Source organism: Pseudomonas frederiksbergensis (assembly GCF_001874645.1).
Lineage (GTDB): Bacteria > Pseudomonadota > Gammaproteobacteria > Pseudomonadales > Pseudomonadaceae > Aquipseudomonas > Aquipseudomonas frederiksbergensis_B.
The window spans coordinates 2,792,279-2,806,381 of record NZ_CP017886.1 but is presented as its reverse complement, the minus strand read 5'-3'; the positions used below and the strand labels follow the sequence as shown (position 1 = coordinate 2,806,381).

The 14,103-nt window shown below is 58.6% G+C and carries 10 protein-coding genes, 2 rRNA genes and 1 pseudogene; 6 read left to right on the top strand and 7 right to left on the bottom strand.

All coding sequences use genetic code 11. From position 1 onward, the window contains the following. The first annotated feature begins 94 nt into the window (after positions 1–94). From rrf (BLL42_RS13515) to BLL42_RS31065, 4 genes and pseudogenes are all read left to right on the top strand, one after another. Positions 95–210: ribosomal RNA gene (rrf, locus tag BLL42_RS13515) — 5S ribosomal RNA — on the top strand. A gap of 107 nt (positions 211–317) precedes the next feature. Beyond that, positions 318–433 (top strand): 5S ribosomal RNA (gene rrf / locus BLL42_RS13510). Positions 434–813: 380 nt separating this feature from the next. Continuing rightward, a pseudogene (locus BLL42_RS31070) lies at positions 814–1,839 on the top strand (HAMP domain-containing protein); the annotation flags it as partial. A gap of 69 nt (positions 1,840–1,908) precedes the next feature. Then, complete coding sequence (locus tag BLL42_RS31065) at positions 1,909–2,694, top strand: methyl-accepting chemotaxis protein (RefSeq protein ID WP_401124056.1); 786 nt, start codon at positions 1,909–1,911, stop codon at positions 2,692–2,694. 72 nt (positions 2,695–2,766) lie between these two features. On the opposite strand, the gene BLL42_RS13500 is transcribed toward BLL42_RS31065, so the two are convergent. From BLL42_RS13500 to BLL42_RS13475, 6 genes are all read right to left on the bottom strand, one after another. Next, positions 2,767–3,234: an SRPBCC family protein gene (locus BLL42_RS13500; RefSeq protein WP_071552546.1), complete on the bottom strand. Its 468-nt coding sequence runs from the start codon at positions 3,232–3,234 to the stop codon at positions 2,767–2,769. Positions 3,235–3,263: 29 nt separating this feature from the next. Beyond that, positions 3,264–6,725 (bottom strand): amino acid adenylation domain-containing protein, encoded by a 3,462-nt coding sequence (locus BLL42_RS13495; protein WP_071552545.1) that lies wholly within the window; start codon positions 6,723–6,725, stop codon positions 3,264–3,266. 14 nt (positions 6,726–6,739) lie between these two features. After that, positions 6,740–7,669, bottom strand: a complete 930-nt coding sequence (locus BLL42_RS13490; RefSeq protein ID WP_071552544.1) for a diiron oxygenase — start codon at positions 7,667–7,669, stop codon at positions 6,740–6,742. Next, positions 7,666–8,442, bottom strand: a complete 777-nt coding sequence (locus tag BLL42_RS13485; protein WP_071552543.1) for a DUF3050 domain-containing protein — start codon at positions 8,440–8,442, stop codon at positions 7,666–7,668. The genes BLL42_RS13490 and BLL42_RS13485 overlap by 4 nt, the downstream gene beginning before the upstream one ends. Positions 8,443–9,178: 736 nt before the next feature. After that, positions 9,179–9,949 (bottom strand): thioesterase II family protein, encoded by a 771-nt coding sequence (locus BLL42_RS13480; RefSeq protein WP_236721987.1) that lies wholly within the window; start codon positions 9,947–9,949, stop codon positions 9,179–9,181. Continuing rightward, positions 9,946–10,656 (bottom strand): GntR family transcriptional regulator, encoded by a 711-nt coding sequence (locus BLL42_RS13475; protein WP_071552541.1) that lies wholly within the window; start codon positions 10,654–10,656, stop codon positions 9,946–9,948. Before BLL42_RS13475 ends, BLL42_RS13480 begins: the two co-directional genes overlap by 4 nt. A 270-nt stretch (positions 10,657–10,926) precedes the next feature. Here BLL42_RS13475 and lapG point away from each other — a divergent pair, with 270 nt between their 5' ends. Together lapG and lapD are read left to right on the top strand one after the other, a co-directional pair. Further along, positions 10,927–11,619, top strand: coding sequence for a cysteine protease LapG (gene lapG, locus BLL42_RS13470; protein ID WP_071552540.1), 693 nt, complete (start codon positions 10,927–10,929; stop codon positions 11,617–11,619). A gap of 14 nt (positions 11,620–11,633) precedes the next feature. Then, a complete protein-coding gene (gene lapD, locus BLL42_RS13465; protein WP_071552539.1) occupies positions 11,634–13,583 on the top strand; it encodes a cyclic di-GMP receptor LapD in 1,950 nt (649 codons plus the stop codon). A 54-nt stretch (positions 13,584–13,637) separates the two neighbouring features. Here lapD and BLL42_RS13460 read toward each other — a convergent pair whose 3' ends face one another. After that, on the bottom strand, positions 13,638–13,976 hold the full coding sequence (locus BLL42_RS13460) for a tryptophan synthase subunit beta (RefSeq protein WP_071552538.1): 339 nt from the start codon (positions 13,974–13,976) through the stop codon (positions 13,638–13,640). Positions 13,977–14,103: the final 127 nt, after the last annotated feature.

Here is a 14,103-nt window from a genome sequence, read left to right as displayed (position 1 = left end):
AAGTAAACCGAAAGTTTGCGATTCACAAAGCACCGAGCTATCACATACCCATTTGCTGGAGCGTTGCGCGAGTGACGACCTGGCTACCGAATTTCTTGACGACCATAGAGCATTGGAACCACCTGATCCCATCCCGAACTCAGCAGTGAAACGATGCATCGCCGATGGTAGTGTGGGGTTTCCCCATGTGAGAGTAGGTCATCGTCAAGATTAAATTCCGAAACCCCTATCTGCGTATGCAGGTAGGGGTTTTGTTTTAAGTAGAAGTCACCAATTTTACTGGCACGTATGCTTCATGCGGGCTGGTCACAGAATTTCTTGACGACCATAGAGCATTGGAACCACCTGATCCCATCCCGAACTCAGCAGTGAAACGATGCATCGCCGATGGTAGTGTGGGGTTTCCCCATGTGAGAGTAGGTCATCGTCAAGATTGAATTCCGAAACCCCTGTCTGCGCAAGCAGACAGGGGTTTTGTCATTTCAGAGGCCGCTAAAATCTCCCGGCGCCAAGCGAAGACTTTGCCTTACGCGCCTTGCCAGTCCTGCGTGGTGGTTGCTGTAGAGCGCTTGTGCTGCTCGATCAATCGTCATCAAGAAATTGTAGGTTGAGCGCTCTGGAACGCCGTTTCGCGGGTTTGTGCAGGGAATGCTGTGTGTTTTTCATAAAAGCCTAAGTTTTCTCGGACCTGTGCCGAAAGACTGGTGAGACATGCGTGCACCAAAGTAGAGCTGCCATCGAGCGGTCTACGGCGTTACATGGAATGTTGCACCCGGAACGCATCCCCATTCTTTGCATAAGAAGTCCCATGAAATGAATCTCAAGTTCAGCCATAAAATCCTTTTGGCCGCTTCAGGCGTAGTGGTTCTGGCTTTTGCGTTGTTCACTTTGTACAACGACTACCTGCAACGAAATACCATCCAGCAAAACCTCGACTCCTCCGTCCAGCAAGCTGGCGATCTGACCGCCAGCAGTGTGCAAAACTGGTTGAGTGGGCGAATTCTGGTGCTGGAAAACCTGGCTCAGAACGTTGCGCACCAGGGTGCCAACGCGGACTTTGCCGGGTTGGTCGACCAGCCGGCCTTCACCTCGAACTTCCAGTTCACTTACGTCGGTCAAGCCAATGGCGTGTTTACCCAACGCCCTGACGCCAAAATGCCGGATGGCTACGATCCACGTCAGCGCCCTTGGTACAAGCAGGCTGTAGCTGCCAACAAAACCATGCTCACGCCGCCCTACATGGCCGCTGTTGGCGGGCTGGTGGTGACCATTGCCATGCCGGTGAAGAAGAACGGTGAACTGCTTGGCGTCGTCGGCGGTGACCTGAGTCTGGAAACCCTGGTGAAGATCATCAACTCGGTGGACTTCGGCGGTATCGGTCATGCGTTCCTGGTCAGCGCCGATGGTCAGGTGATCGTCAGCCCGGACAAAGACCAGGTGATGAAGAACCTCAAGGACATCTACTCAGGCTCGAACGTACATATCGAGAAGGGCAACCAGGAAGTGTTCCTGAACAAGCAGGCGCGCATCCTGTCCTTTACCCCGGTTACTGGCTTGCCGAATGCTGAGTGGTACATTGGCCTGACGATCGATAGGGACAAGGCCTACGCGCCACTAGGCAAGTTCCGCACGTCGGCACTGATTGCGATGTTCATCGCGGTGACTGCGATTGCCGTGCTGCTGAGCCTGTTGATTCAGGTGCTGATGCGTCCACTAACCACTATGGGCCGTGCGATGCAGGACATTGCTCAAGGCGAAGGCGATCTGACTCGCCGTCTGGCGGTGGAAAGCAAAGACGAGTTCGGTGAGTTGGGCGGTGCCTTCAACCAGTTCGTGGAGCGGATTCACGCGTCGATTTCTGAAGTGTCGTCGGCCACGCGCCAGGTGCACGACCTGTCGCAACGGGTCATGGCGTCGTCGAATGCTTCGATCATCGGCTCCGATGAGCAAAGCGCACGGACCAATAGCGTGGCGGCAGCGATCAACCAACTGGGGGCAGCGACCCAGGAGATCGCCCGTAACGCGGCGGACGCTTCGCAACACGCCAGCGGCGCCAGTGAGCAGGCTGACGACGGTCGTCAGGTGGTGGAACAAACGATTCTGGCGATGACCGAGTTGTCGCAAAAAATCAGCCTGTCGTGCACGCAGATTGAAACCCTGAACGCCAGCACCGATAACATCGGGCACATCCTCGACGTGATCAAAGGCATCTCGCAGCAGACCAACTTGTTGGCACTCAACGCGGCCATCGAAGCGGCGCGGGCGGGTGAGGCGGGTCGTGGTTTTGCGGTGGTAGCAGACGAGGTGCGCAACCTGGCCCATCGCACTCAAGAGTCGGCCGAGGAGATTCACAAGATGATCACCTCGTTGCAGGTTGGCTCGCGTGAAGCGGTATCGACCATGAATGCCAGTCAGGTATCCAGCGAAGAAAGCGTTGAAGTGGCGAATCAGGCCGGTGCGCGGCTGGTCAGTGTGACCCAGCGGATCACCGAGATCGACGGCATGAACCAGTCGGTAGCGGCCGCAACGGAAGAGCAGACCGCCGTGGTGGAAACCCTCAACGTTGATATCAGCCAGATCAACCTGCTGAACCAGCAGGGCGTGGCCAACCTCAACGAAACCTTGAAGGATTGCGATGCGTTGTCGCTGCAGGCAAACCGCTTGAAGCAACTGGTGGACAGCTTCAAGATTTAAACCGTTGCATGGATGCGAAAAAACGCGATGAGGTCAGTCTGACTCATCGCGTTTTTTTATGGCGAGATTGCCTTATGCAAACAAATTGCGCGCATTGCTCATCGAGTCATCGGCAAACCCCTGCACGAACTCCTTGAACCCCGGCAGGGCTTCGGCGCCGCCCTGGGCGGGCTCGGCGATGATGGTCCAGATTGCGCGGGACTTGCCGGCGCCCAGGGGTTCGACGCTCATGGCAGCCCACAACTGACCAACGCCCAAGGTGTTGTAGACAGTAGTCCAGGTCATGCTCAGCGCTTGATCGTCGCGGGAGTTGAGCTGCTCGACGACCAGATTGCCGTCCTTGAAGAATTTCTTGCGCAGCGACGACACGCCTTCGCCGGTCATCTCGATGTGCGACAGCGCCGGAATGAACTTGTCGAAGCCTGCGAAGTTGCCGACCACTTCCCAGACTCGCGACGCCTCGGCAGGTATTTCCACCGACGACACAACGTGGCAGCCGTGCGGGTTTTTGATCAGGGTATCGGGTTGCAGAGTGCTCATGGTTTTGCTCCATTTTTACGGGTGGTGAATCAGATGAAGTTGATTTCTTTCAGGTAGTCGCAACCGCGACGCAGCAGCGCCGGGGACTTTTGCGGGTAGTGCGCGCCCATCTGCTGCACACCGGCCTGGGCGTTGGCGTGGCCGATCATCGAGATATCGCCGATGTCTTCCTCGAAGCCGTTGAGGTAGAAACCCAACACGCCAAACAGCGCGTTATCGCTGTCGACCCGGCCCAGTTGCTGTTGCCAGTCGGCGACGCTGACCATTTGAAACTCGCGGCCGGCCTCGCGGAATGAAGCGACGTAAGCGTCCCAGCTCAGCGGTTCAGGGTTGTGCAGGTTGAATACCGCGTGCTCGGGCTGATAACGACTGGCGTGGAAGGCGATGAAGCGAGCGAGGAAGTCCACCGGCATCAAGTCGAAGTTCAGCGCGAACTCCGGCACCTGGCCGAGCTGGATCGAACCTTTGAGCATCAACATCAACCGGTTCTTGTGCGGCTGGCAGACGCCTGTGAGGCTGTTGAAACTGATGTTGCCCGGTCGATAGAGGTTGACCCGCACACCCAGCTTGCGAGCGCGCTCGAGGATCCGTTCGCCGACCCATTTGGACAGGTTGTAGCCGTTCTTGATGTAGATCGGCGGGGTCTGCGCAGCGGGTTGTTCGAGCACTCGACCCTCGGCGTCGATGGTGCTGGAGGCCGACAGCGTGGAGACGAAATTGAAGATCTTCTTGCTGCGCCCTTCGCAGAGCCGCAAACACTCGAAAATCGGCTCGACGTTATCCCGGGCCAACGACTCGTAATCGAGCACGTGGTTGACGTTGGCGGCGTTGTGCACCAACGCGCCGAACTCCCGATCCAGTCGCTCATACACCTCTGGCGTCAGGCCCAGTGCCGGTTGCGTGATATCCGCTGCGTAGACCTGCACCCGAGTCAGGTCCAGGTGTTCCAGACGGTTTTCACGCAGGGACTCGGCGAAGCGCTGCGCAGCGGATTGCCCGGCCCCATCACGCACCAGACAAGCGACTTCGCTGGCACCCCAGGCCAGCAGCGCCTCGACGATATGCACACCGACGAAGCTGTTGGCACCGGTGACGATGACCTTGTGCACATCGCCCATCCGGCTAACCGACAAGGGCTGTACATCGAGCTCGCGGAAGGCATCAACCAGGGCTTTTTCGCTGAGCACTTCTTCGCCGGCAGAACCGCTGACCAGTGTGGCCAGCCTGGCGATGGTCGGGACTTCGATGAAGCGGTTGATCGAGATACTACGTCCGAACTGCTCGCGTAATTGCAGCAACATGCGCGACAGCAGGATCGAATGGCCGCCCAGATTGAAGAAGCTTTCGTCGGTGGAAATATCGCCAGCCGGCAGCTCCAGCAACTCGGCCCAGAGCTCCAGCAGCTGTGCCTCATCGGCCGATTCCGGTAACCGACGCTGTTGGTTTTCGAGGATGTTGACCGGCATTTCCAGCAGCGCTCGTCGATCGACTTTGCCGTTGCTGGCAAAGGGCATGTTCGCCAGTTCAGTCCACGCAGTGGGTTGCATGTAGTCCGGCAAAAACTGCTGTGCGTGCGCTTTCAGCGCTTCGCGTGCTGCGCCGGGCTGCGTTTCCTGGGGTTGTGCGAGGAACGCCAGAATCCGTCGATGGCTGTCGATCAGCACCGCCACCTGACGGAACAACTGACTGTTACGCAGGCAGCGTTCGATTTCCTCCGGCTCGACTCGATAGCCGCGGATCTTCACCTGATTGTCTCGTCGCCCACAGAGCTCGATGCCGTCGGCGGTCCACTTCGCCATGTCGCCGGTGCGGTAGGCACGCAAGCTTTGGCCGCCCGGCAAGGGCAATTGCAGGTAGCGCTCGGCGGTCTGCTGCGGGTTGTTCAAATAGCCCAGGCACACCCCTGGACCGACGATGTACAGCTCACCGACAGTCTGCTCGGTCACGGGCTGAAAGTCCTCGTCGAGGATCAACACCTGACTGTTGGCAATCGGCGCCCCGAGGCTGCGGTTGTTGTCACTGACTTGCAGTTGTCGGGCGGTGATCAGCACCGTGGCTTCGGTCGGGCCATACAGGTTGTAGAGCTTGCCTTGCTGGGTCAGCTGCTTGATCACATGGGGTTCGCAGACGTCGCCACCGGTCATCACATGCGCGAGGTCGCGCAACTGATCCAGCGGCAGAATGCTCAGCAGCGCTGGCGGAAGAAACGCGTGGCTGAGTTGATGGTGACGGATCAACTCGACCAGTTGCAGCGGGTCACGACGTTGGTCGTCGTTGGGTACGATCAGCTCGGCACCCTGGATCAGCGCCGGGAAAATATCGATCAGCGAGGAGTCGAAACTCAGCGATGAAAACTGCAACACCCGACTCTGTTCCGTCAGCCCGACGTAATCGGCGTACCACGCGGTGAAGTGCCCGAGATTGTTCTGACTGAGCAACACCCCTTTGGGATGACCGGTGGTGCCCGACGTGTAGAGCGCCATGCACGGCGCCTGGCTGCCGGGGCGCCGGCGCATCAGCGGCAAGCCGGGATTTGCCTCGCGGGCGTCGATGCCACTGATGTCGAGCCCGGGCATCTCATTGCTCAGCGGGTGCTGGCCATCGTGCAGCAATAGCACTGCACCGGCGTTCTCCAGGATGTACTGCTGACGTTGCAGCGGGTGGCTGGGTTCGAGTGGCAGGTACACCGCGCCACTGCCGAGAATCGCCAGAATGCCAGCGAACAACGCACTGGATTTCGGCAGACAAATACCCACCACCACCGGTCCATCAACCGCTCGGTACTGCTCGATCAGTGGCAGCAAGCGTTGCTGAATCGCCAGGCTTTGGGTGTGCAAATCGCCATAGCTGAGCACCGCACCATCAATGTGCAACGCCGGACGTTCACGGAAGGTTTTGAAGCTCCGTTCGAGCCGCTCGATCATCGCGATTTGCCCGAGTTGCAGCAGTTGCGGGTGCTGGGTGAGGTTGAGCCGGTGGGCGTAGGCCAGACTCTCCAGTGCCTGCAAGCTCTCTTCACGCTCATGACGACCGGGCGTGGCTGTTGCGGCGTGTGTGAAGTACTCGGCATCGCGGGAAAAACGGCTGACCTCAAGCGCCACACGGTCGACCAGTTCGGCGATGACCCTCAGGCGTAATGCCTGGCCATTGCCAGAGGCTTCGTCAGCGACAGGGACGCGAGCGATCAGCCGTTGCTCGCCGCTCAATGCGTAGCGGCACAGCACGTCGATGGGCGGCAGACCGCTGGCGCCTGTCGGGCCGAGGCCCAGCGTCACGCTAAACCGTGCGCACTCGCCCAGGTCGTGCAGACGCTGCGCCGAGATGGCCAGGCTGCCGTCGTCGATCAGCAGTTCGGCGGTATCGACCGATTGTTCGTTCAGGGCGTGGCTGTCGCTCAATCGTGTCAGCGCATGGCCATGTTGCTCCAGCTCCAGCGCCAGCTCATTCAGGGCTTGGCTTTGACCAACGAGCAGAATGTCGAGACGTCTCATGATGTTCTCCTCGGCTAGATCAGGTAGTCGCTCAGGGCGTCTTGCACACACGGTGAATCGAGCAGCGAACTGCTGCGGAAAAACCGCACGATGTTGGCGACCAACGGGTGATGGCGATTGATCGGAAAGGCCAGGCCTGCCACTTCGCTCTTGAGTGCGAACTTGGCGGCATTACTGGTGTGCAGGTGTTCGATCAATCGGAAGTCGAACGATTTCTGAATGTCGTTAGTCAGGTAGTGAGCGATGAACACCGGCAAAATCTTCGCGATCAATTGACGGTCGTCTTCGTTCGCCGAGTGCCAATAGATCCGCACCAGCCGTGACCAGAATCCCGAGTGACGGCCCTCGTCGAGCAGGTGGTCAGCCATCAGGCCCTTGATCGATTGCTTGACCGTGTTGTCCTTGGCGAATGCCGCGACGTCGTTGGTCACGGTGCTTTCCGCGATGGCCACGCAGATCAGCTCCACGGCGCTGCGCAGATGTTCCGGTGCCAGCGCCAACGCTGCAGGAATCGCCCGGCTCAGCTCGATTTCACGTGGCAGTTCGATCGGCGTGATGCCCGTCATGGCCACGGTCTGCTGCATGAAGTCCATCGCCACCAGTGCGTGGTAATCCTCATCCACCACCACGGTCATGGCGTCATAGCGACAGGCGAACGGGAAGGGCACGGCGAAGCGATTCTTGGCGATGCTGCGGGCGGTCTTGTCGACGATCTCGGTTTCGAAAATCACCACGTCGTTGATGAACTTGTAGAGCGTCTGCACCAGTGCAAAGTCGCGTTGATCCGGGCATTCGCGGACAAAGGTTTCGCTCAGCACCAGCGGTTGGCGACTCAAGGGATAGATCAGTTTGTCGTCGTTTTCGACCATGCGCCGCGGACGTGTACGGATGGTCGCGCGGTTTTCCCAAGCGTCGGCGAAGGATTGGTAGTCGGCGGCGTTCATGCGCTCACCTCGGCGACTGATTCACGCATGCTCAGACGCAAGCCGTCCCACAGTGCGATACGGCTTTCCACGGCGGCAATGGCCGCGGTGTAGACGTCTTCTTGCCGTTGCGGATCGTCATTGACCAGCCGTGCCAGGAGTGTTTCGGCGGCGGGGCCGTGATCTTCGGAGTCGACTTCGATGTGCCGCTGCAGGTAGTAACGAAAGGTCGGCGCTTGCTCGATACCAATCCCCCAATCGTCGAGAATGCGCTGGAACATCTGTGGTATGACGCTTTCACGGCCATGTAAAAACGCTGCGGCAACGCTGTGCCCCGGCGCATACAGAGCGGTGTGCAAGGTATGCCGGACGAAATTCGACGCGGCCGGGTCGACGTCCACGCTTTGCAGGGCGACGTCGTAGCTCACGCCCTCCTTTTGCAGGGCGACGAAGCGTTCCACGGCCGCCGTGCTGGCGCCGATTTCGCGCATCGCGTCCAGATACAGCTCGAAATGGCTGTAGTGCCCGTGATCGAGCCGGTCATCGGACTCTTCGCCAAGGACGATTTCGTTGATCAGGCGCGCCGCTTGAGGGTCTTGTGGCGGCAGCCAGGGCAGTTGTACGCACGTGAGTTCCTGTTGCAGGCGTTTGGTCAGTGACATGAAGTCCCATACGGCAAATACATGGGTTTCCATAAAGCGTTGAAGTACCGACAGTGAATGAATCTCGGCAAAGATGGGGTGGGCGCTAAGCGCTGCTTTTTTCAGGTCGAGAAGTGCTTTGTTGGGTTTCATGAGAGGCCTATAAGTTGTGAGTTAAGTTGTTCGGTCGGCAGAAGCTTTTTAGGCAAGTTCAAGCAAGTTGCTGCCTGAACTTTTTAATGGGCGAACAAGTACCTCAAACAAACGTTGATGCTGTTCATGGGGTGCCGGACCTTGCCAGGCAAGGCGTTGCGTACATCGGTGGTGCTTGGCGGTCAGTTGCACGGGTGAGTGTTACAGGTTCTGGGCATTGACCGTACCGACAAGTGCGCTGGAGCTTGAAGTTGTCGGCGGAGAAAAATTAATACAAGAAACAAGTAGCGATCAAGTGTTATTTATATTATTTGTCAAGTGCGTTTTTTGGGGCGTGACAAGTTCCTATAAAACTTTTGGGTTGAGTTTTATTGAGGTGAAGTTGTTCCTTCCGGCGTATATACGTCAGAATTTAAATGAGTGAATGCCTCACTCGGAGCAACTTTTCGACTGGGGAGTTGATGTTTTTTGAGGTGGTGGGCAGGAGGTGGGCACGGCTCCATCTCTTCCCATCCTTTGGCAAGCCTCCTTTTGTTTGTCCATTACGCGAGGGCTGTGCAGGCAGATTTACACGCCGCTCGTCCTTTTTTAGTCGGCAAACCAAGAGTGAGCCCAAAAAGCCAGCACTGCTATCACTGGCGCAGGGGTGGGCAGGGGTTTTCAAGGAGGGAAGAGGGGATAGGTTGTCGCCAGCGCTTCTCGAGAGGCTGTGCCTCATCGCACAGGCGTCAGGCGCTTACTCGCTGAGCAGGCCCAGATGGGTGTTGACGATCTGCAGCAGACGATGACGCTGAGTGGTGGTGAAAAAATGATTACCGGTCATTTCGATCAGTTCGAATTCACGGCGGGTGAACTCGCGCCAATTGACCATGCTTTCAAGGGGGGCGAGCGGGTCGTCGCTGCCGTAGAAGGCGGTCATCGGGATATGCAGGCTGCGACTGGAAGAGTCGGCCCAGGATTCGAGCAGTTTCAAGTCACTGTGTATCAGTGCTTCGAAGGCAGCGAGTTGATCGCTGGCCGTTGCATCGGGAAGCGCTCCCGAACTCGAGAGTGCATAACCGTGCTGGATGTTCGGCAGGCTGTGCAGCGGCGCATAGCCGGGTAGGGTATCCGGGCTGCGGCAACCGGAAATGAACAGGTGACGGGTTTGCCCCGGGCAGTGGATTTCGCTCAATTTGGCCAGTTCGTAGGCCAGAATTGCGCCCAGGCCATGGCCAAACAGCGCATGGGGCTCGGACAAGTAAGGTTGTAGCGCCGCGAAGGCATCGATCAGCAGCGGTGGCCATTGTTCGTAGCGGGTCTGGTTCTGCGGATTGCCATGGCCGGGAAGCTTGAACGCGAGCAGTTCAATGTGCTCGCTCAGTGCTTGCGTCCAACTGCGGAACTGCTCGGGGTCAGCACCGACCTCGCTGAAGCAGATCAGCCTGACGTCCGCCGCCTGGCCGGCGTTGATCACGGTCAGCCACGGAGTGTCCTGGGCGTGCACGGCATTCCTTGTGCGGTTCACGTCGACGATTTCTTGCCCTGAGGTTCAAGGCTGTTCAGGTAACGCGTGATAACCTCGACACCCCGGTTGAGGTGATTCTCGAGCTTTGTCACGGTGAGCGCGATGTCTCGGGCTTGAGCAGCGCGCAGCAGGTCACGGTGGTCTTCCTGGGACAGCTTGCCAAGCCCCATGGCTTCAAGGTTGAAGCGCAGAAAGCGCTCCTCTTCCCACAGGCCGCCTTCCACCAGCTTGAGGAGTCTGCGGTTGGGCGCCTTGCGGTACAGCGTCATGTGGAACAAACGGTTAAGCCTGCCGATCTCGGCGTAATCGGTCTGTATTTCGAGGTCGTCGATATAACGCGCGGCCTCGGCAAAATCCTTGTCGTCGAGCAACGGAATCGACAGGCGCAGGGCCTCGGACTCCAGCAGAATGCGCAGGGCATAGGTCTCGGCTGCGTCACCTTCGACCAGTGGTGCGACAACCGCACCTTTGTGTGCGACAACGTGTAGCAGCGATTGCGCCTCGAGCTGGCGCAAGGCTTCGCGCACAGGCATGCGACTGACGCCGAACAGGTCGGCCAGGTCTTGCTGGCGCAGAGCGGTGCCGCAGGGCAAACGACCGTCGAGAATCGCCGAGCGCAGGGTTTCTTCGATCACCGATCGCGCAAGGTGAGCGGGGATAGGGCCGCTGACCGGGATAGTACTTAAAGGGTTGGGCTTCTGTGTCACGACAACGCACCCTGATTAAAATGAAAAATATTGGATCCAATGCACACTAGAGACTGCCTGGCTGGTTGTCAAACCGGCAAAACAAATCCGTTTCCGTCAGTTTTATGCCACTGGCTTTGCCACTGAACGCAACATTGCAGGCTACGATCTTTTCAATTGCGTCCGCTTCCCAAGTTTAGCGCGCTCGCGGTGATTGCACCGTGCCATTGTCTTTTATCCATCAAGGCTTCACCATCAATCGATTTCCAATCGGCCTCTGGACTCACTGCATTGCAGGCACGTTTCGCTCTCCCTCGGACCCTGCGCTGGTTGTGTTCAGCGCTGCTGCTTGCTGGCGTCTTGCTGGGCGGTCTGCATGCCGATTGGGACTTTTCGCTGATCAGTCGGCGCGCCGAAGCATTGTACGGGCCGTTGGGTGAAGGCAAGCAACGGATCGATGCCTGGCAGCACCTGCTGGCGGCACAGAAGCAAACCCCTGAGCTGGAACAGCTCAACGTGGTTAACCTGTTTTTCAACAAGCAGATGCGCTACATGGAAGACATCGATCTGTGGCACGTCGATGACTACTGGGCGACACCGATCGAAGCCTTGTGGAAAGGCGCTGGCGATTGTGAGGACTACGCGATCGCCAAGTATTTCAGCCTGCGCCATCTTGGGGTTTCCAGTGACAAATTGCGCATCACTTACGTCAAGGCCCTGCGCCAGAATCGCGCGCACATGGTCTTGACCTACTATTCAAGCCCGGACGCCATGCCGCTGGTGCTCGACAGCCTGATCGATGCGATCCAGCCGGCGAGCCAGCGCACCGATTTGCTGCCGGTCTACTCCTTCAATGCCGAAGGGCTTTGGTTGGCGGGCGCCAAGGGCAACAAGAAAATCGGTGACACCAAGCGTCTGTCCCGTTGGCAGGATGTGTTGAAGAAAATGCAGGCCGAAGGATTTCCGGTCGAGACGACTCACTAGGAGCACGCGCTTAGATGTCTTTGTTCAAACAACTATTGATCGCTATCTGTCTGTTCCTGGTCGTTGCCTTCAGTGGCAGCTTCATGGTCGGTCTGGAGAGTTCGCGGACCCAGTACGTCAATCAGTTGCGCTCCCACGCGCAGGACGCTGCGACCGCGCTGGCGCTGTCGCTGACGCCGAACATCGACGACCCGGCGATGGTCGAGCTGATGGTCAGCTCGATCTTCGACAGTGGTTATTACGCGAGTATTCGCGTGGTCGACCTCAAAACCGACCAGGCCATCGTCGAACGCAATGGAACTCCAGAAGTCAGCAGCGTGCCCGGCTGGTTCGTCAAACTGATCGGTCTGGAACCTGCTGGCGGTGATGCGCTGGTCAGCCGCGGCTGGGAGCAGGCGGCCAGGGTCGAGGTGATCAGCCACCCGATGTTCGCCGTGGCCAAGCTCTGGCAAAGCGCCCTGGGCAGTCTGGGATGGTTGCTGATCTGCGGTGCGTTAAGCGCGGTACTCGGCGCACTGTTGCTACGTCGACAATTGAAACCGCTGGATTACATGGTCAAGCAATCCCACGCCATCGCCCGTCGTGAGTTTCTCAGTCTGCCCGAGTTGCCGCGTACCCCGGAACTGCGGCGCGTGGTGCAGGCGATGAACCAGATGGTCGAGAAGCTCAAGGCGTTGTTTCAGGAGCAGGCTGAGCGCAGTGAAAAACTGCGGGTCGAGTCCTATCAGGACAACCTGACGGGGCTGGCTAACCGGCGTTATTTCGAGATGCAATTGAACGCCCGGGTGAGCAATCCGGAGCAGGCGAGCTCAGGTTATCTGTTGCTGTTGCGGGTCAAGGACCTGGCCGGTTTGAACCAGCGTCTGGGCGGTCAACGCACCGACCAGTTGCTGCAGGCGGTCGGTGAGCAACTGTCGCGTGAGTGCGCCAAATTCCCGGAAACCCAGAACCTTGTGACGCGCATTCGCGGTGGTGAATTCGCCGTGCTGGCGCCAGGTCTGGTACGCGCAGAGGCGCTGCAACTGGCGCAGAGTCTGGACAGCGCGCTGGCCAGTCTGCACGCAACCGGGGCGACCGACGTGGCGTCGGTGGCGTCGATCGGGCTGGCACCGTTTGTCCATGGCGACACGCCGCAGGCGGTGTTGGGCCTGGCGGATCAGGCGTTGTCACAGGCGGAAGCTGAGGGCGAGATGAACTGGGCGTGCCTGGATCACACCGCCGCGGCCATTGTCGGCGACGATCACCATGCTTGGCATACCTTGCTCGATCAGGCGCTGAATCAGCAGCGATTCGAGTTGTACTTCCAACCGGTCGTGGCCAGTCAGGACACGCAATTAGTGCTGCATTACAAAGTGCTCTCGCGTTTGCTCGATGAGCAGGGCCGGACCATCCCTGCCGGGCGTTTCCTGCCGTGGCTGGAGCGCTTTGGCTGGACCGCGCGGCTGGACCGTTTGATGCTTGAGCGGGTGCTGGTGCAGATGGCCGACCATGAAGACTCGCTGGCGCTGAACCTGTCCGCCGCAACCCTGGCGGATCCGCAAGCACTGAACAAAGTCTTCGAAATCCTGCGCCAGCATTCCAATCTTGGGCCACGCTTGACCTTGGAAATCGGCGAAGAGCAATTACCCGATCAAGCCGTGCTCGAGCAACTGACCCAGCGTCTGCGTGAGCTGGGCTTCTCCCTGAGCCTGCAGCGCTTTGGCGGTCGTTTCAGCATGATCGGTAACCTGGCGCGGCTGGGGCTGGCCTATCTGAAAATCGATGGCAGCTACATCCGCGCAATCGATCAGGAAAGCGATAAGCGCCTGTTCATCGAAGCCATCCAGCGTGCCGCCCACAGCATCGACCTGCCGCTGATTGCCGAGCGGGTGGAGACCGAAGGGGAATTACGGGTGATTCGCGAGATGGGCGTGTACGGCGTGCAAGGGCAGTTGTTTGGTGAGCCTGCGCGCTGGCGGAAGTGATTGATCGTTCCCACGCGGGAGCATGGGAACGATCAGACACAAACGTTTAGAAACTCAGATCAACCCGGTCTCGTCATCATCAATCAGATGACTCAAACCACCCAGCGCTTCACGGGCCTGGGTCCGGTCCATCAGTTTGGCTTGCGCGGCAGCTGGCAGGTCGGTGACGCGAATCACCCCTTTGCTGGTCAGCACCTGAATCAAGTCATCAAGTACCCGGATCATCTCCAGGTCGCTTTGCTTGAGCTGTTTGAGGCTGGTTTCCATCACTTCGTTGGCGTACCAGGCCTGGATTTCATGGTGATCGGCGGGCAGCGTTTCCGTTGCTTCCGCGTAAGCGGCCGCCTCCACGCGCACCAACTGGCCGCGTGCATCGCGTTGCACGTAGAACATCGAGAATCCCTCATGTATGAACCAGCGTCGAGCTGTCAGCAGCATAGGCCAGCGCAGGCGAGTATGCGGTGCAACGACGAACTCGTCACCCGGTGGCGACTGACAGAGGCCTGACGGCCGCTCATTG

What these genes read in the sequence shown, in the direction of transcription:
- BLL42_RS31065 (WP_401124056.1), top strand. Translation starts at nt 1,909, where the DNA reads ATGGCGTCGTCGAATGCTTCGATCATCGGCTCCGATGAGCAAAGCGCA.
- BLL42_RS13500 (WP_071552546.1), bottom strand. Translation starts at nt 3,234, where the DNA reads ATGAGCACTCTGCAACCCGATACCCTGATCAAAAACCCGCACGGCTGC.
- BLL42_RS13495 (WP_071552545.1), bottom strand. Translation starts at nt 6,725, where the DNA reads ATGAGACGTCTCGACATTCTGCTCGTTGGTCAAAGCCAAGCCCTGAAT.
- BLL42_RS13490 (WP_071552544.1), bottom strand. Translation starts at nt 7,669, where the DNA reads ATGAACGCCGCCGACTACCAATCCTTCGCCGACGCTTGGGAAAACCGC.
- BLL42_RS13485 (WP_071552543.1), bottom strand. Translation starts at nt 8,442, where the DNA reads ATGAAACCCAACAAAGCACTTCTCGACCTGAAAAAAGCAGCGCTTAGC.
- lapD (WP_071552539.1), top strand. Translation starts at nt 11,634, where the DNA reads ATGTCTTTGTTCAAACAACTATTGATCGCTATCTGTCTGTTCCTGGTC.
- BLL42_RS13460 (WP_071552538.1), bottom strand. Translation starts at nt 13,976, where the DNA reads ATGTTCTACGTGCAACGCGATGCACGCGGCCAGTTGGTGCGCGTGGAG.